13 protein-coding genes are annotated in these 17,896 nt (G+C 44.5%); 6 read left to right on the forward strand and 7 right to left on the reverse strand.

Annotated elements, in window-relative coordinates; translation table 11 throughout:
• Nucleotides 1-282: 282 nt before the first annotated feature.
• Nucleotides 283-1,272: a hypothetical protein gene (locus tag H6F44_RS18815; protein ID WP_190352566.1), complete on the reverse strand. Its 990-nt coding sequence runs from the start codon at nt 1,270-1,272 to the stop codon at nt 283-285.
• A 434-nt stretch (nt 1,273-1,706) separates the two neighbouring features.
• On the opposite strand from H6F44_RS18815, the gene H6F44_RS18820 reads away from it, so the two are divergent.
• Both H6F44_RS18820 and H6F44_RS18825 read left to right on the forward strand, forming a co-directional pair.
• Nucleotides 1,707-2,063 carry a nucleotidyltransferase domain-containing protein gene (locus H6F44_RS18820; RefSeq protein WP_190352567.1) on the forward strand — a complete coding sequence of 119 codons (357 nt, stop codon included), beginning with the start codon at nt 1,707-1,709 and terminating at the stop codon, nt 2,061-2,063.
• On the forward strand, nt 2,047-2,457 hold the full coding sequence (locus tag H6F44_RS18825; RefSeq protein WP_190352568.1) for a HEPN domain-containing protein: 411 nt from the start codon (nt 2,047-2,049) through the stop codon (nt 2,455-2,457). Before H6F44_RS18820 ends, H6F44_RS18825 begins: the two co-directional genes overlap by 17 nt.
• A 47-nt stretch (nt 2,458-2,504) precedes the next feature.
• Here the strand turns inward: H6F44_RS18825 and metH are convergent, their stop codons facing one another.
• Nucleotides 2,505-6,062 carry a methionine synthase gene (metH, locus tag H6F44_RS18830; protein ID WP_190352569.1) on the reverse strand — a complete coding sequence of 1,186 codons (3,558 nt, stop codon included), beginning with the start codon at nt 6,060-6,062 and terminating at the stop codon, nt 2,505-2,507.
• 342 nt (nt 6,063-6,404) lie between these two features.
• On the opposite strand from metH, the gene H6F44_RS18835 reads away from it, so the two are divergent.
• Complete coding sequence (locus H6F44_RS18835) at nt 6,405-7,781, forward strand: NAD(P)/FAD-dependent oxidoreductase (RefSeq protein ID WP_190352570.1); 1,377 nt, start codon at nt 6,405-6,407, stop codon at nt 7,779-7,781.
• 7 nt (nt 7,782-7,788) lie between these two features.
• Here the strand turns inward: H6F44_RS18835 and H6F44_RS18840 are convergent, their stop codons facing one another.
• Nucleotides 7,789-8,553, reverse strand: a complete 765-nt coding sequence (locus H6F44_RS18840) for a M48 family metallopeptidase (RefSeq protein WP_190352571.1) — start codon at nt 8,551-8,553, stop codon at nt 7,789-7,791.
• A gap of 77 nt (nt 8,554-8,630) precedes the next feature.
• Complete coding sequence (locus H6F44_RS18845) at nt 8,631-9,542, reverse strand: hypothetical protein (protein WP_190352572.1); 912 nt, start codon at nt 9,540-9,542, stop codon at nt 8,631-8,633.
• A 51-nt stretch (nt 9,543-9,593) separates the two neighbouring features.
• Between H6F44_RS18845 and H6F44_RS18850 the strand changes: the two genes are divergently transcribed.
• Nucleotides 9,594-10,274 (forward strand): pentapeptide repeat-containing protein, encoded by a 681-nt coding sequence (locus H6F44_RS18850; RefSeq protein ID WP_190352573.1) that lies wholly within the window; start codon nt 9,594-9,596, stop codon nt 10,272-10,274.
• Between the two features lie 190 nt (nt 10,275-10,464).
• Here H6F44_RS18850 and H6F44_RS18855 read toward each other — a convergent pair whose 3' ends face one another.
• On the reverse strand, nt 10,465-11,409 hold the full coding sequence (locus H6F44_RS18855) for a glycosyltransferase family 9 protein (RefSeq protein WP_190352574.1): 945 nt from the start codon (nt 11,407-11,409) through the stop codon (nt 10,465-10,467).
• Between the two features lie 156 nt (nt 11,410-11,565).
• Between H6F44_RS18855 and H6F44_RS18860 the strand changes: the two genes are divergently transcribed.
• Both H6F44_RS18860 and H6F44_RS18865 read left to right on the forward strand, forming a co-directional pair.
• Complete coding sequence (locus tag H6F44_RS18860; protein ID WP_190352575.1) at nt 11,566-13,068, forward strand: UDP-N-acetylmuramoyl-L-alanyl-D-glutamate--2,6-diaminopimelate ligase; 1,503 nt, start codon at nt 11,566-11,568, stop codon at nt 13,066-13,068.
• Between the two features lie 100 nt (nt 13,069-13,168).
• The gene (locus H6F44_RS18865; RefSeq protein ID WP_190352576.1) at nt 13,169-16,576 is read left to right on the forward strand and encodes a response regulator; all 3,408 of its coding nucleotides are present in this window, start codon (nt 13,169-13,171) and stop codon (nt 16,574-16,576) included.
• Between the two features lie 73 nt (nt 16,577-16,649).
• On the opposite strand, the gene H6F44_RS18870 is transcribed toward H6F44_RS18865, so the two are convergent.
• Together H6F44_RS18870 and H6F44_RS18875 are read right to left on the reverse strand one after the other, a co-directional pair.
• Nucleotides 16,650-17,312, reverse strand: a complete 663-nt coding sequence (locus H6F44_RS18870; protein WP_190352577.1) for a response regulator transcription factor — start codon at nt 17,310-17,312, stop codon at nt 16,650-16,652.
• Nucleotides 17,309-17,764, reverse strand: a complete 456-nt coding sequence (locus H6F44_RS18875; protein WP_190352578.1) for a sensor histidine kinase — start codon at nt 17,762-17,764, stop codon at nt 17,309-17,311. Before H6F44_RS18875 ends, H6F44_RS18870 begins: the two co-directional genes overlap by 4 nt.
• Between the last annotated feature and the right edge of the window lie 132 nt (nt 17,765-17,896).

The following is a 17,896-nucleotide window of genomic DNA, read 5'->3' on the forward strand; positions in this document are numbered from 1 at the left end:
TTGTTCGTCCATTTCGCGGTATCCATAAAAAGTATCTGCATCTCTATGTAGCCATGTTTGAGTGGGCTTACAATTTACGTTGGATTGATTTTGACTTCCTCTGCCGTCTTCTTGTCCCTCCTTTCACCTATTTACCCACATGAGCGAATCAATTAAGCATTAATTTAGATAAATAACGAATTATTCTTGGCAAGACCGCTTCATCAATATGGCAGACTGCTACATCGCGGATTAGTTCGTGTAGTTCATCCAAAGAGTACCCTTTTGTAAAAATAGATGTACCTAAAGCTCTGGCTTATATTCTTGGGACTTTACTGTTATTGGATATTTTGTGTTTTTATTTACTTGAGTTTGTAGTTGATTAGCAACTTTTTGAGCAAATTCAGCCTTTAGATTACCTTCTTTATCTTGAATAAGTGAAACTCCACTTTCCAAATCGTTTAGCCTTTTCGCTACAGGATTTGTGGGATCGATCTTAGGCTCTTTTTCTGGATCAGTTTCAAGTTTAGATGTAACACTTTTGAATGCATCTGTTTTCACATATCCATTCAGATCATTCTTTGTTGCCAATTGCTTTTCTTGAATAATTCTGTCAAATCTCTTTTCAAACTCTTCGATCTGGTTATTTTTTCTAAAAATGATTTTTTGTATCTTATCCTCTAAATCATTTTTAATTTCCTCAACACTGAAATCATAAAAAGCTAAATTGAGTGTAGTATCTTCTACAAAAAATCCAACACATATATTTTTTATTTCATCTAGAAGATCGAATTCAGATGCAGTTTTAGTAATATGCAATGAGCTTTGACCATTACTTTCTTTCCCATCAATCATAAAACTTATATAGGGAGGCAAAACCATAATTTGAAATTTATGTAGCACTCCCATCTCAGGAGTTTTGTTAGGATCTTGAAATAGATTCAACTTATAAGATTTGTCGATTTTTGAGGTGTCACCATATTTTAGAACTAGACCAAAGCCATACTTTTCTGGAAAGCTTTTTTTCGCTTCATTTTTAACATTTGAAGAATCATTACCAAGAACATCTTTTTGGAGATCTTTGCCAGTAACCAAAACAGCGTTTGCGTTAATTTGAAAAGAAGAACCTATTGCCTCTAATTTTTTACTTTCACATACTTTATTCCATTTTTCCAGAGCGGACGTATCCTTACCGTTAAAATTTACAACTAAAGCTTTCCGCTTCTTGTACTCAGTGGGTAATTTGGGTAAGTTATCTGAAATATCCGCATTCCTTTGTATGTAATTTGGCACAATTCAGTCATTTAGACTAGTAGGAGGAAATGAATCATCGGAAAAATCAATTTTTACAGTTTTTAGTGCTGGCGGTTGCGGCGGAAATGTGGTCACAACGTAATTAGCAATAAAGGGGTGAAGAACTATGGCTAAAAAAATAGTTGCGACAACTAGAGCAAATGCCCATATAGGAATATTAACAGACCCACCTTTGTTTTTCATATAATTCAGCCGTGCTTAGTGCAGGGAAAAAGGCACTTGTCTTCGTAATGTCATTGCAGCAATGTGACAGATTTAAGCATTGCCGAATACAAATTGTCAAGTTCAAAAATTACAAAACCGAGAAATTTCATCTTTTCAAACAATTGCTTTCATTTGGGATTTCTAAAAATAATTAGATGTTACGCTCAGCGATCGTGTTAATCTATACATAGAAATTAGGAGATAAAGCTATGACTGCTGTAGTACAAGAGATTCTAAACACCTTTGACAATTCTATTTCGTCAAAAGAACTTACTAAATCAAATCTCAAGAAATATATTGTAGAACAGCTTTCCCAACAGCCAGAAGTAGAAAAAGTGATTATATTTGGTTCTTTTTTTAAATCAAATACACCCAATGACATTGATATTGCGATCTTCCAAAATAGTTGTCAAAATCACTTGACGCTTGCCTTAAAATATCGAAAACTCTTAAGACCTTTATATTCTTTTTTCCCAATTGATGTAATTCCACTTCGTTTAGATGCACAGGGTAGTTTTATCAACGAAATTAAGCGTGGTGAGGTGATTTATGAAAAGCGAAACTAAAATATGGTTAGACTATGCGGAAGAAAATTTAAAGTCATCAAAAATCTTACTTGACAATCAACTCTATAATCCTTCTCTCCAAAATGCACAGCAATCAGTTGAAAAATCTCTCAAAGCTATAGTTATAGAGCATGGAATCAATCTCAAACGGACACATGATATTCTGGAACTCAAATATTTATTGCAAAGAAAAGGCATTATAGTTAATATTTCAGATGATGAATGTGACTTATTAAATGCCATATATTTGCCTTCAAAATATCCTATGGGCGACACAACTGAAGAGATCAGTCCAGATGAGGAATTGTGCCATATCTCAATCGATATCGCCGAAAAAGTTTTTGCGTCAGCGATAGATTTGATTAACTGGTTGATATCCTTAACTCCTACATGACTTCGTACTGAAATAACAACTAATAGATTTTAGCCTTGAGATTAAGTTTAAGCACTGAAATATTTAGCTACAGGATGATGCACGATTAATGCAGTGGTTGACTGTTCGGGATAGAGTTGTTCGCTCTCATCCATTTCTAGACGAACCCGCTTAGCATCTAGTAGATCGAGCAGCTTGAACTGATCCTGCATATTTGGACAGGCGGGATAGCCAAAGCTGTAGCGAGAGCCGTGATAGCGCTGGGCGAGAATATCGCGGATATTATCGGGATCTTCGCTGCCAAAGCCTAGCTCAAGGCGAATGCGCGTATGTGACCACTCAGCGATCGCCTCTGCCATCTGCACCGCTAAGCCGTGAAAGTAAAGGTAATCGGTATATTGATTTGCTTTAAATAACCCTTGAGCGAACTCCGTGGCAATATGTCCAACGGTGACAGCTTGTAAGGGCAAGACATCAATAATTCCTGATTCCTTTTGTGAGAAGAAATCGGCGATACAGAGGCGACGCTGAGACCTTTGACGAGGGAAGACAAAATGATTAATTGGTTCAGCGTTTTGAATATTGTCGATATCTTGAGGGTTGTACACATAAACTGTGTTACCTTCGGCAAGCACAGGGAAATAGCCATAAACTAGGGTTGGTTCTAGCAACTTCTCCTGAATTACCCGTTCTTTCCATGTTTCCAGAATTGGATAGACAGTTTCTTTGAGGAAGACATCATACTCCTCACGGGGCTGACCTTGGGGCTTGCGGAACTGCCATTGCCCAGCAAAAAGAGCTTGTAGATCGAGATTCCAGAATAGTTCCTCAATGGGAATATCTGCACCTTGGAGAATCTTGGTTCCCCAGAATGGCGGCGTGGGGCGGGTAATATCGGTATCAACTGCCTCAGAACGCCCAATATCCAAATAGCGCTCTGCAAGGGCTGCTTCTTTCTTAGCCTTATCCTCAGCCGCAGTCGTTGCATCTTTTTCAGAAGTATCAATAACAACGGCTAGTTCTTCATCCAAAAAGCCTTTGGCATCGTCCCATTTACCCTCAGCCTTAGCGGGCATATATTTATCCATGAAGTTGAGGTCAGAGAAGGCATCTTTGCCATAGATGACTTTACCATTATAGACATTCTGACAATCGGTATAGACGAATTTTGGAGTTAGCGCCGCACCGCCAAGAATGACGGGAACGCTGATACCCCGATGATTAAACTCTTCCAAATTCTCCTTCATAAAGGCGGTGGATTTGACCAATAATCCACTCATAGCAATACAGTCAGCTTTGCATTCTTCATAGGCTTTGATGATATTCTCCACCGATTGCTTAATGCCGATATTGACCACCTTATAGCCATTGTTGGAGAGAATGATATCGACAAGATTTTTACCAATATCATGGACATCACCCTTAACCGTGGCAATCAGGAACACGCCTTTATTCGCACCCTCTTCCTTCTCCATGAACTTCTCAAGGAAAGCTACTGCCGATTTCATGGTTTCGGCAGATTGCAGCACAAAGGGAAGTTGCATCTGTCCAGAGCCAAATAAATCACCAACTACTTTCATGCCATCAAGTAGAAATTGGTTAATAATCGTCAGTGGTTCATAGGTTTTCAGTGCTTCGGAGAGGGCATCATCTAAGCCAATGCGATCGCCATCAATGATATGATTTTTCAACTTCTCTTCAATGGTGAGATTATCATCAACGACCTTGACGCGCTTAGCGGAAACTCCTTCAAATAGCTTCGTAAATTCACCAAGGGGATCGTAAGTACAGATATCACCATCGAATTGACGCTGATCGAAAATAAGTTGCCGCGCCACTTCTAGTTCTCTTTCAGGAATGCGATTAAGCGGCACGATCTTACTGGCATGGACAATGGATGAATCCATACCGACTTTCATCGCTTCATGCAGAAATACAGAGTTGAGAACAATGCGAGAAGCTGGATTTAAACCAAAGGAAACATTAGACACACCCAGCAAGATATGGGTTTCAGGCATTGCTTTCTTAATGCGATGGATAGACTCAATGGTTGCCGCCGCGTTCTGGCGATCCTCTTCGATGCCTGTGGAAATGGGCAGTGCCAAGGTATCAAAGAAGATCTCACTGGCGGGCATTCCTAATTCTTCCGTGGCTTGTTTGTAAGCACGAGAAGCAATTTCAAACTTCTTATCGGTAGTTCGCGCCATGCCTTCTTCATCGATGGTTCCAATCACAATCCCTGCACCATATTGCTTGGCGAGGCTCACAACTTTACAGAACCGCTCTTCCCCATCTTCGTAATTCGTGGAATTGAGAATACATTTACCACCCGCCACCTTCAGCCCTGCTTCCATCTTTTCCCATTCTGTAGAATCAAGCATAAGCGGCAAAGTGACGTTAGTGACGAGGCGCGATACCAGTTCGTGCATATCGCGCACACCATCGCGTCCCACATAGTCTACGTTCACATCGAGGATATGTGCGCCTTCTTTTACTTGTGATCGCGCGATCGCAACTAGACCATCCCAATCCTCCGCATTGAGCAAATCACGGGTTTTCTTAGAGCCACTAGCATTTAATCTCTCACCGACAATTAGGAAAGAATTATCTTGAATATAGGGTTGAGAACTATAGATAGAAGCTGCCGAAGGTGTGACTAGGGGTTCGCGTTTTTTGGGCTTGAGGGTCTTCGCCGCATCGGCTAAAGCCTTAATGTGGGCTGGTCTTGTGCCGCAGCAACCACCGATAATCTGCACACCTAAATCTTCGACAAAGTGGGCTAAATGTCCCTTGAGGTCATCGGGGGTAAGGCGATAAAAGGCTTGTCCGCCCACATTTTCGGGCAATCCTGCATTGGGTACACAGGACACCACAAAGGGCGAGTGGGCGCTCAAATATTGCATATGCTCCTTCATCAGGTCGGGACCTGTGGCACAGTTCAGCCCTAAGATATCAATGGGATAGGGTTCGAGAATGGTTACAACAGCAGAAATATCGGAGCCAACCAGCATTGTGCCTGTGGTTTCCATCGTCACCGATACCATAACGGGAATGCGGGGTTTGCCTTCGGCGGTTTTCTTATCAAAAAACTCAGCGATCGCATTGAGCGCAACCTTAATTTGCAGGACATCCTGACAGGTTTCAATTAAGAGTAAGTCTGCACCGCCATCGTACAGCCCTGCGATCTGCTCGATAAAGGACTGCTTCATCGTGTCGAAATCAATATGCAGCAAGGTGGGCAATTTAGTCGTTGGACCGATCGAGCCTGCCACAAAACGCGGCTTCTCAGGGGTAGAAAATTCAGCAGCTATAGATTTGGCTAGTTCTGTGGCTTTTTTGCTAAGCTCATAGGCCATGTGACCGAGGTCATACTCGGCTAGGACGATTGACGTGCCGCCGAAGGTATCAGTCTCGATTACATCCGCCCCCGCCTCCAAAAAGTCACGATGCACTTTGGCGACTGCTTCAGGTTTCGTCATCACCAAATACTCGTTGCAGCCCTCATATTCCGCACCGCCAAAGTCTTCGGCGGTCAGGTTTTGAACTTGCAAGTTTGTCCCCATCGCACCATCAAAAACAATGACGGGGCGATCGCTGCTGTGAAGACGTTCCAGAAACAGGCTCATGTAATCTCTATCCTAGGCTAACTCAAATGACTCTAGGTATTAATTCTAGCAATATCTCTACGATTTGATTGCATATTTATAAATCTCGGCATAGTTTTTGGATTTCACAGATGATGCTAGGGATTGCCAAATAAAATGTGTAAGGTGTAGAAACTAGATAGGGAGACGACTTTCAAACATGATTGCAAAGCAATTTAGCGCGGGTTTCCCATCCTTAATCTGTATATCTTTCAGCTTTTACACAATTTACCTTACACTCTCAAAAAGATTTTTTTGTTTACATATATAATGATTTTTAAAGATGCCACTAGTAAAACATCACACCCAACTTAAAAACTTGCCATGTCTCTAAATACTCACAATGAAAGCGCAATTCATCATGTTGTTATTATTGGCGGTGGCTTTGGCGGGCTATATGCCGCCCAAAAGCTAGGCAAATCCAAAGTTCCTGTTAAAATCACCCTCATCGACAAACGCAACTTTCACCTCTTCCAGCCCCTCCTTTACCAAGTCGCCACAGGCAGTCTGTCCCCCGCCGATATCGCCTCACCATTGCGGTCTGTTCTCTCCGAAAACAAAAATACCAGCGTTGTAATGGGTGAGGTATTAGATATTGATCCCCAAGGGCAGGTAGTTAAATTAAAAAATCACTTAGACATAGGCTATGACTCACTGATCGTGGCAACTGGAGTTAGTCACCATTATTTTGGTAACGATCAATGGTCAGAGCAGGCCCCTGGGCTGAAAACCATTGAAGATGCAATTAATATACGTCGCCGCATCCTGAGCGCCTTTGAAGCAGCCGAAAAGACCCACGATCGCCAATTTAAAGAAGCATTGATGAATTTCGTGGTTATCGGCGGGGGACCAACGGGTGTGGAACTTGCAGGAACCTTAGCAGAGCTTGCCCACCGTACTCTCAGTAATGAATTCACCAATATTGATACTAAGCAAGCGCGAATCATTTTGATTGAAGGAACCGATCGCGTATTGCCGCCATACCATGCCGATCTCTCTGAGGCAGCAAAGCAATCCTTGCTGAAGTTGGGAGTGGAAGTTAAAACTAGTGCCATGGTGACGAATATTGAGGATCATGTTGTCACGTTTAAATGTGGAGAACAAGTGGAGCAAATCCAGGCGCAAACGATTCTCTGGGCGGCGGGTGTCAAGGCTTCAGCCATGGGTAAGGTGTTAGGCGATCGCCTGAATGCAGAACTAGACCGCGTTGGTCGTGTGGTTGTACAACCTGATATGTCGATCGCCAATTATCCTAATATCTATGTGATTGGTGATTTGGCGAACTATCCCCACCAAGGCGATCGCCCACTGCCAGGGGTTGCGCCTGTGGCAATGCAGCAGGGTGAATATGTGGCGCATCACATTGAGGCGAAGGTGCTGGAAAGAGAACCTGCAAAATTTAAGTATTGGGATTTTGGCAGCTTAGCTGTAATTGGTCGCCATGAGGCGGTTGTGGATTTCAAGTTTTTGCGTCTGAAGGGTTGGCTGGCATGGTTCATTTGGACATTTGTCCATGTTTATTATTTAATTGAATTTGATAACAAACTGATTGTGATGATCCAATGGGGATGGAACTATTTCACCCATCGGCGCGGCGCAAGGTTGATTACTGGGCGCTATTTGCAAGTTCTCGAAGAGATGGAAGGTATCCGTGCAGGAGGGTTAAACTTAGAGGCGAAGGAGACTGCGAATGTGGCTTAGAAGGTGACTAAGGCTCTAACCATGCAGGGACTATTTTCCATGCTTGGTTGAGGGATTTATCTATCTCTTTATATTGAGGTTGAAACTTGCTCACGAGTCGCCAAAATTGATCGGAATGATTCATATAAACCGTATGGCAGAGTTCATGGATGAGAACATAATCAACTACATGAGGCTCCAAGAATAATAGTTTGTAATTGAGGCTAATGTTTTTTTTGCCAGAGCAACTGCCCCAAAGGGTTTTCTGAGAGCGAATTGTGACACTATTATAGGGTAGATTAATCCGCTTACTAACCTGCTTTAAGCGGCTGCAAATATGCCCTTCCGCCAGCTTCATCAGCCATTTCTTTAAAAAGAACTTGCAGGCATGGATATCGTTAACATTGCCACTGATCATTAATTTTGAAATTGATTTGTTCTCTTTAATTTGAATTCCTTTAGAAGCCGTAGGAATATATTCAATCTGCCATTGTTGTTGGAGCGATCGCAGGTTGAGGCTGTCGGGTAATAGGTGCGGATCTTGGGATTGGAGAAACGCTTCGCGCTCATGGAGTTTGCGCTGATTGCGGGCAATCCATTCGCGTTTTTGCTGAATTAATTCGGGAATCTTGCGATGATCATAATTGCAGGGAATCACCACCTCTAGTCCCGTCTCCATTGATAGCGATAAACTCACATATTTGGCGCGATCGCTGATCCGCACTGTATAGGCGGGTAGGTCATGATCCTTTACCGATGTGGTGGATATGGCGTTATGGGAGTTGGGTTTCATAGATGTGAGCCTGAAACTATGCTGGGGGGCAGATCAGAATATGGCGCGTTTCGCAAATCCTGTTAACTATTTTGGCATTAATCTTGAATTAGAATTGTGCCTGGGAAACGAATGTTTAGGCGATCGCGTTCACGGTTAGCATTATCGCGATTGCTGTAGGTACGGGCTTGGATATATGCTTTACCTTGAAAAACGGTAGCAAAGGCATCAGGGACGATCGCCTTAACTTGGTTGAGTGTATCGGCGCTTAGGCGCGGCACTAATACACGGTATGTGGAAGCACTGGAATTACTACTAAGAGGTCGACTATTGACGCGGCTATTGGCGCTTGGTGCGGCGGCAAGTGGTGGAGAGATGAGGGCGGCACTGATGACCTGAGCGCCGATGCCTTGAGATCTCAACCTATTGGCGATCGCATTGGCACTTTGAGGGCTAGACAGAGGCGCAGCAAGGAGCACCGAACGATTGTTAAAGGTGGCTAAAATCGCATTTTTACCAGTCAGCGATCGCACCTGTTGCATGGCTAGGTTTGGTTCACTATTTAACTCTGTCAGGATTACGGATGCTTGCAAATTTGCAGGCACATCGTTGAGCTTGCTCGTAAATGAATGCACAACCGCATCTACACCCAATTCACGCAATTGATTAGCCCGAAAACTAGAGCCACTAGCATTGTCAAATCCCCCCAAAAAAGTCATTGATGTATTGAGGTAATGGCAAGGTACGGCGGCGATCGCCAGAAATTCGGGCAGTGGTGGCAACAGACTAGCGGCACGATCAAAGATTACCACATAGGCGCGGTTGCTAATCTGTGGGCAAGCAGGTATAGAGACAACTTGGGCGATCGCCTTGGCGGGGATGCTGAGACTGTTGGTCACTAAGCTCACAACAAGGAAGACCCATAGCTTGACATCCTTGGGCAGTAAATTAATCTTTGATATTGGCGATATTAGCGATCGCCGCTTGATCATCCTTAACAAAAGTCTCATAGAAAATCAATTTTAGCTTAAAGTTAAATTACTGTCCATGGAGCCAAAATCATGGCAAACAAAGACCATCTCGCACAATTAAAAAAAGGGGTAAGTCACTGGAACTTTTGGCGATCGCAACAGACGCGCTTACTAATCGACTTGATTGAAGCAAATCTTGCCTACGCTGAAGTGAGTAAAGCGGACTTTAGTGGTGTGGATCTTAGTTTAGCGAATTTGGGGGGCGCTAACCTGATTGGGGCAAATCTCAGAGAAGCTAATCTTACTTTAGCAAATCTCAGTGGTGCAAATCTCAGTCTTGCCACATTTCAAGGTGTCACCCTGACTATGACGAATCTCAGTGGCACAAATCTGAGCCTCTCCAACCTCAGCGCGGTTAATCTCAGTCTAGCCAATCTCAGTGGGGCAAACCTCAGTGGGGCATTGCTTCGCAATGCTAATTTGATGGGGGTAAACCTAGGTGGTGCAGACCTGACCAATGCCGATCTCAGCGATGCCAATCTCTGCGGCGCAAACCTAAATGGTGCAAACCTCAGCAATGCTTGTCTATACGAGGCGGAGCTGAGCGGGGCTGTTTTTGGTGGTGCAAATCTAACCAAAGCGAACCTTAGTGGTGCGATTTTACGCAAAACTGATTTTAATGGTGCGAGCTTAAAGGGCGCGGATCTCCGCAATACTGACTTGCATAGTGCCAAATTGGATGGCACTCATTTAGATGTCAAGTTTCCCTAGTCTCTCGCCCTTAGTTCATGTTTGATAGTGGTGCAACCTTGTACATACAATTTGTACATACAGCTTGTCAGCGATCGCGGAAATCGCTAATACTCCCCCGTCACTTAACCCCTTGCGAAGGTGCAAGAAGAAGATAATCATGCTCCTTTTTGCAAGGGGGGCTGGGGGTATCCAAACCGCGAAACATTGCTTAACCTTGCCAAACTTTTTCTAGGACTAGCTCAGGGGCGATCTCACTCAAGGGTTGCCCCGCGATCGCAGTTACATATTTGATGCGCTGCTCATTAATGGGCAGAATTACCGCAGGATTAGTTTTACTGCTCAAGATTGATACTAGGGCAGTACCCACTGCCACTGCCAGTTGCATGGCATCCCCCTCGGCACAGATAAATAAATTTGCCGCCGCAATCAAAGCTGCCAGCTTGCCAATATCTGTGGGGCTAGAAATCAATAGGTTTGATACTTGACTAGTGAGTTTATTTAATAAATCTGCATTATTCACACTATCAACCACGACAATCGGCAACTTAGGCATTTTGGTTTGGATGGCAGTGGCGATCGCCGCCCAACTTGCAGCAGGATAGTTGCCATAAGCGCCACAATTCAACAAAATAAAGCCAGTCTGAGAAATGCCTAGGCGTTTTTGTTCGGCAGTGACCCAATCGAGATCCAGTTTTGACAGGTTTACCTGTATTGGTGGACATGGCTCCTGAATGCCGATCGCTTGTAATAGTTGATGATGCTGTGCCGCCGCATACATTTGCGGATCAACAGCGATCGCCTCAGTCAATAAAAAATCTCCCTGCCCCGCCTTGGCAATTCGCTTCGGGATGCCACTTAGCCATAGCAATAAATTTGTGGAAAATCGCGACTCACTGACGATCGCCACGTCATATTCGCGATCGCGGATTGTACCAAGCAGGTTGCCAAAATCGGCTAGGGAGTTGCGATCTTGAAAGTCAAACTTAAAAGTGCGGTTTACCGACTGGCAAATGCGGTAAGCTGCCATTGCCCTTGGCTCAATTACCACGTCAATTTCGGCATTGGCATATTGCTTTTTGAGCGTAGCCAATGTTGGTAAAAACAGTAATTGATCACCAGTGCCGCCCGGAACCAAAGCCAGTATTCGCATCATATTCATACATCTCTAGACGAAGACCGTAAGTCATAATACTGTGTTTTGGGAATTGCTACAGATAGGATTAATACACATCGCTTTTGGGTTGTCACCGATCAAGATTTCATGCAAAAATTCTGAGATGTTTTGTGCTTGTGGCAAGGATCGGAGATTATGCGTTTAGGGCAGTTGCTATTGTTGGCAGGATATCAGGATTTTCAGGTTGATTTAGAGAGGCTCGAAGTAAAGCGCATAGTTACGGATTCGCGGGCTTGCCAAGCGGGAGATTTATTTATTGGCATGACAGGTACACAGGTGGATGGGGGCAGGTTTGCACCGCAGGCGATCGCCCAAGGGGCAGTCGCCGCGATCGTTTCTCAGGCTAGTTATCAAGAATTGCCAGAAACAGCCCAAAGTAAGGCGATCGCTGTTGTCGATGTGGTTGAAGCTTGCAGTCGCATTGCCATCGCCTTTTATGGCGATCCTGCTCAAAAATTAAAACTGGTGGGTGTAACTGGAACCAATGGCAAAACCACGACCACGCATTTGATCGAATTTCTATTGCAAACCCAATATGCCACTGCCCTATTCGGCACACTCTACACCCGATGGGCGGGCTATTCGCAGACTGCAACCCATACGACCCCCTTTGCCGTTGATTTGCAAGCGCAACTGGCAGAGGCGATCGCCGCAGGTTGTGATGTGGGCTTGATGGAGGTTAGCTCCCATGCTTTGCATCAGCGCCGTGTTTTAGGTTGCAGCTTTGAGGCGGCAGTATTTACCAACCTTACCCAAGACCATTTGGACTATCACAAGGATCTAGAATCCTACTTTCAGGCTAAAGCTTTGCTGTTTAATGATAGCTATTTGCGGGGGCGAGCCATCATTAATCTGGATGATCCCTTAGGACAGCGCTTGGTGCAAATGATCGGCGATCGCCCCATCTGGAGCTATAGCATTGATAATACTCAGGCAGATTTTTATACCACCAACCTCACCTATCTCCCTAATGGGGTGACAGGCACAATCCACACCCCCCAAGGGACAGCCATATTTAACTCGCCTTTGGTGGGGCGGTTTAATGTGGAAAATGTATTGGCGGCGATCGCCGTATCGCTGCACATGGGGATGAGTCTCAAGGAAGTGATCAACCGTTTACCCGAATTTCAGAATGTGCCAGGGCGGGTCGAACGGGTGCAGGTCAGTGAGCAGCAGGATATTACGGTGGTGGTTGACTATGCCCATACCCCCGATAGTTTAGAAAACTTGCTCAAGGCAATGCGTCCCTTTACGCAGCGTGAGTTGATTTGCGTGTTTGGCTGTGGTGGCGATCGCGATCGCACCAAGCGCCCCTTGATGGGTGGGATCGCGGCTAGGCTTGCTGATCGGGTTTATATCACTTCCGACAACCCGCGCACCGAAGATCCCCAACGTATTCTCGAAGATGTGGGGGCAGGCGTGCGGATCGATATTGGCGACAAGCCCCTAGTAATCGAAGGCGATCGGCGCAAATGTATTCAGATGGCGATCTCTGAGGCGATCGGGGGCGACACGGTTCTCATCGCAGGGAAAGGACATGAAGACTATCAAATCCTTGGGTGCGAAAAAGTACACTTTGATGATCGTGAAGAGGCTAAATTGGCTTTGCAAAAACGCTCTAAACCTGATTATATCTAGGCAAAAACACGTAAAGGGGATCGGTTATGATGCAAAAGGAAGTATATTCAATTTCAAGTTAGTTCTTATCTAGGAAATTTGAATTTAGGAAAATAGATACATGGGTTCGCAAATCACCCAAAAGTCAAAGTTGCTGGTTATCGATGATGAAGTCGATAACCTTGATTTGTTATTTCGTACGTTCTATCGTGATTATCAGGTTTTACGCGCCAATAGCGGCTTAGAGGCTCTAGAGATCCTAGAGCGTCAAGGGGAAGTGGCGGTGATTATTTCAGATCAGCGAATGCCGATCATGAGTGGTACAGAATTTTTGAGCCAAATGGCGGTTAAATATCCAGACACGATGCGGATTATTCTCACGGGCTATACCGATGTGGAGGATTTGGTCGAAGCGATTAATACTTGCAAAGTTTTTAAATATGTGACGAAGCCTTGGGATGAAGTTGAACTTAAAAATGTCGTCAGGCAGGCAATTGACACCCATAATGTTTTGCGGAACCGCACAGCAGAATTGCGCCGCACCCTGCGCCAGCAATCGCTCTTGAATGCGATCGCTTCCTCTGTTGACAGCGCCTCGCCTTACCATGAAAGTATTGCGGCGATCGCGGAGTCCATTGCCCGCAATTTTGAAGTATCGGGTAGTATTTTACGGTTGTTTGAGAATGGAAGCTTAAGTGCTGACTATATCGCCTATGGCGATCAGCAAAAGCCAGAACTACCACTGTTAGCACAGATGCTAACAATCCACTCACAGATCGTTGCAATCAATGATATCTCTACCGATCACCGCATTGCGGATGCAGACAAAGCCATTTACCAACAGGCAAATATTAAATCTATTCTCTTTGTTCCCCTTGCGGTGGGTGGAGAATGTTTGGCAATGTTGGCGCTTTATCATTGCCAAATGCCCCATCATTGGAGTACCGATGAATTGGATTTGATCGATCTAGCTTCAGATCAAGCGGCGATCGTCGGTTCTCGTGCTAGGGCATACGATCGCGTACAGGAATTAGCTAGGCGTGAAGCTCTATTTAATACGATTACTAGCACCATTCGTTCTAGTCTAGAGCCTCAACAAATCTTTGCCTCCATTACCCAGCAACTCGGACAGGCTCTAAACTCGGAAAGTTGCGCCCTCTCTCTATGGACAGAAGAGGAGCAGTATTTGCGCTGTGTGGGTTTACATTTACTTGATCCCGATGAGTTAATAAATAGTCCGCAAAGCAGGCAATATTCAGGCAATTCCAATGGCAATTCCAATGGCAATTCCAATGATGATCGCGATGCCTTACCGCAATCAATTGCCGATATTTCGGTTAATCCTGTGTTTCGGGCGCTAATCGAAACTAAGCAACCCGTAGCGATCGCGGATCTGCGTCAAAATCCTGAATGGAATTTAATCGATCTGCCATTACGTTCTATTGCCAGATCCCTCTTAATTGTGCCATTAATTTCTGATGGCAAGATCATTGGCAGTATCTCAATGCGTCAAAACAAGCAGCCACGCCAATGGCAGCCTGAAGAGATTTCCCTAGTGCAGGCGGTGGCAGCACAGGCAGCGATCGCTGTACAGCAAGCAAATCTCTTCCAAAAAACGCGCCAACAGGCACAGCAATTAATGGAACTAGATCGGCAAAAAACTGAATTTTTCCAAAATCTTTCCCATGAATTCCGTACACCGCTAACCCTAACGATTGGTCCCCTTGAGGCCGCGATCGAGCATTCTCAGCCACTCCCCTATGATCAATCCGTAATTGCCCTGCGAAACTGTCGCCGTCTATTGCGACTAGTCAATCAGTTATTAGATATCCAACGCCTTGATGCGGGTAAAATGCAAGCCTGTTTCCGTCCTGTGGATATCGTTGAGTTTGCCAGTCAAACTATTGAATCCTTTCGCCCATACTGCGATCGCAAAAATATTCATCTCTTCAGCGACTTTAGTGAATGCCCAAAGGTTTATTTGGACTTAGAGCAGTTTGATAAAGTTCTTTATAATCTCCTGTCCAATGCGATGAAATTCACTCCCAGTAATGGCAGTATTACCGTCAAAATCGCCACTGCTGACGATCATCGGCGCTGTATCGTTAGCGTCCATGATACAGGGATTGGCATTCTTCAGGATCAAATCCCCTTTTTGTTTGATCGATTTCGCCAAGCGGAAGGGTCGGTCAACCGTAGCTATGAGGGTAGTGGCTTGGGGCTTGCCCTAGTTAAAGAATTAGTCAGCCTGCATGGTGGCGAAATCTTTGTGAGTTCTGATTATGGCTACGGTACAACCTTCACCGTGGCAATTCCCATCGGCAAGTCCCATTTACCCCCAGATCAAATTTCTAATGTTCCCATCGATATTCAAACTTCAAGGGCGGCGATCGAGTTGGCGGATCTAGAAACCGAATTATTCAATGAGGGTGATGAGGTCATTGATCTAGAAAACGCAGACAGCAACTGTAAGTCATTGGGCAAGATTCTGATTGTTGATGATAATCACGATCTGCGGAGCTATTTACGGCGGGTTCTCAATCAGGCAGGCTATGGTGTGATTTCTGCTCACAACGGCGCACAGGGCTATACTCAGGCGCAAACCCATCATCCCGACTTGATCGTTACAGATCTGATGATGCCGCAGGTCTCAGGGTTGGACTTAATCGCTATGATTCGCCAAGATCCATTACAGGCGGGTACACCCATAATTTTATTGACCGCTAAAGCCAATGAGGAAACCAGAATTGAAGGTACAGAAATTGGTGCAGATGCTTATCTGGCAAAGCCTTTTAACGATCGCGAACTATTAGCCGAAGTTCGTAATTTGATGGCACTCAAAGCTAACGAACGCCGCGTTGCCCAGCTCAACCTCTACCTTACCGAATCAGTTCTCAAACGGTTCTTACCGCCCAGCCTAGTTGCAAAGGCGGCAAGGGGTGAACTCAGCCTAGACCTGCGCCCAGAGCCGAAAATGATCACCGTTCTCTTTACTGATATTGTCGGATTCACTTCTCTTGCCAATACTTTGCGATCGCGGCGAGTAGCAGAACTGCTCAATCAATATTTAGGCGCGATGACCGAGGCGATTTTTGCCAATGGTGGCACTGTTGATAAGTTTATGGGAGACGGTATCATGGCACTGTTTGGAGCGCCTGAAGAATGTAGCCCCAATGAACAGGTGCGCCGCGCTGTCAAAACCGCCAAGGATATGCAGCGCTATCTATCACAACTGAATGATCAATGGCAAGCGCAGGGAATTCCCAAAGTACGGTTTCGTTGCGGCATTCATCAAGGTACGGCAGTGGTAGGAATGTTTGGTAGTGCAGAGCGATCAGATTACACAGCGATCGGCCCAACTATTAATATTGCTGCCCGTATTCAAGCTGCTGCCGAACCTGATTGCATTCTGGTATCTGCCGCCGTTGCCGACTATCTTGAAGATGAGGAACTTCGCAAGCGTGAACCTTTAAAACTTAAAGGTGTTGATGAAACCGTCTTAACCTTCTTTGTGGATAATCCACTTTAAAGTTCCATTAGTGTCATGAATTATTCGCGCATCAGACGATCCTTCTGTAGGGTCAAAGCATTGCCACGAAAATCTATAAATTTTCTGATAATTTTGATTTGGCAACGCTTTGACGTAATAAATTTACTGCTAACTGAGTGCGATCGCGCAGACCCAAGCAACTGAGAATATTAGTCAAACGATTTTTAACAGTTTTTTCCGACAGAAATAAAGATTCGCCAATTTCGCGATTATTCAATCCATTGGCGACTAACTCCACAATCTGCCGATCCCTAGCCGTGAGTTCATGCCAGCCAGTCAACTCCTGCCTTGCGATCGCTGCTGGCTGGACTTCGAGAATATAATTCATTAGCCCTGGCGCAATCTGCACATAACCTTTTTGGGCAAGACGAATTGCTTGAGTGAGTTCATCGAAAGGGGTATCTTTCAACAAGTAGCCAACTGCGCCAGATTGGAGGGCTTTCTGCACATACTCACGGTCTGCAAAGGTAGTTAAAACAAGTACTTTAATATTAGGAAATTGCGAATGGATTGCTCTGGTTGCCGCAACGCCGTCCATAATTGGCATCCGAATATCCATTAATATCAAATCAGGATTTAATTTTTCTAATTGAGCTATACAGTCTTCCCCGTTGACTGCTTCCCCAATCACTTCAATTTCAGGGGCAGTTTTTAACAGAGCCTTTAATCCCCTCCTAATCAAGTCTTGATCGTCCGCCAAAATTAATTTAATCATATTTCTTGAATTGGAATCCTTGCTTGCAATTTGCAGCCCATTTGAGGGGCGGTGACAATTTCTATTTCTCCAGAGATCGCGATCGCTCTCTCTTTCATTCCCTGCAAGCCAAAGCCAGTGGTATTTTTAGACAGATCAAATCCTTTCCCGTTATCCGTAATTACAAGATCTATGACATTCTCAGATTGAATTAAGTTAACAGAAACTAAATTTGCATCTGCGTGTTTACAAATATTAGTCAAGCTCTCTTGAATAATCCTAAAGATTGTGTTAGCTAACATCTTTGGGGGTGGTTTATCTAAAACTATTTGCGTTTTTGGAGAAATACCAGTACTGCGATGAAAATCATTAGTTAAGTTATGAATTGCTTCAGTTAAAGAAATCTCATCTAGAGGATCGCTACGTAAAGATGCAACAGATTGTCTAACTTCAGATAAAACTGTTATTCCCACCTGCTTTGCTTCTCTGATTAAACATTCTGCCCTGAGGGGGTGACAAAGACATCTAAAACGTAGCCGTGACAAGCTGCATAGCCCTCTTACCTCGTTGATAGTAGGTTAACTTATTGGGAGCTAGTTTCAATA

This window comes from Pseudanabaena cinerea FACHB-1277 (genome assembly GCF_014696345.1).
GTDB lineage: Bacteria > Cyanobacteriota > Cyanobacteriia > Pseudanabaenales > Pseudanabaenaceae > Pseudanabaena > Pseudanabaena cinerea.

Coding starts and splice junctions, on each gene's coding strand:
- H6F44_RS18820 (WP_190352567.1), top strand. CDS start 1,707: ATGACTGCTGTAGTACAAGAGATTCTAAACACCTTTGACAATTCTATT.
- H6F44_RS18825 (WP_190352568.1), top strand. CDS start 2,047: ATGAAAAGCGAAACTAAAATATGGTTAGACTATGCGGAAGAAAATTTA.
- metH (WP_190352569.1), bottom strand. CDS start 6,062: ATGAGCCTGTTTCTGGAACGTCTTCACAGCAGCGATCGCCCCGTCATT.
- H6F44_RS18835 (WP_190352570.1), top strand. CDS start 6,405: ATGTCTCTAAATACTCACAATGAAAGCGCAATTCATCATGTTGTTATT.
- H6F44_RS18840 (WP_190352571.1), bottom strand. CDS start 8,553: ATGAAACCCAACTCCCATAACGCCATATCCACCACATCGGTAAAGGAT.
- H6F44_RS18845 (WP_190352572.1), bottom strand. CDS start 9,542: ATGAGACTTTTGTTAAGGATGATCAAGCGGCGATCGCTAATATCGCCA.
- H6F44_RS18850 (WP_190352573.1), top strand. CDS start 9,594: ATGGCAAACAAAGACCATCTCGCACAATTAAAAAAAGGGGTAAGTCAC.
- H6F44_RS18855 (WP_190352574.1), bottom strand. CDS start 11,409: ATGATGCGAATACTGGCTTTGGTTCCGGGCGGCACTGGTGATCAATTA.
- H6F44_RS18860 (WP_190352575.1), top strand. CDS start 11,566: ATGCGTTTAGGGCAGTTGCTATTGTTGGCAGGATATCAGGATTTTCAG.
- H6F44_RS18865 (WP_190352576.1), top strand. CDS start 13,169: ATGGGTTCGCAAATCACCCAAAAGTCAAAGTTGCTGGTTATCGATGAT.
- H6F44_RS18870 (WP_190352577.1), bottom strand. CDS start 17,312: ATGATTAAATTAATTTTGGCGGACGATCAAGACTTGATTAGGAGGGGA.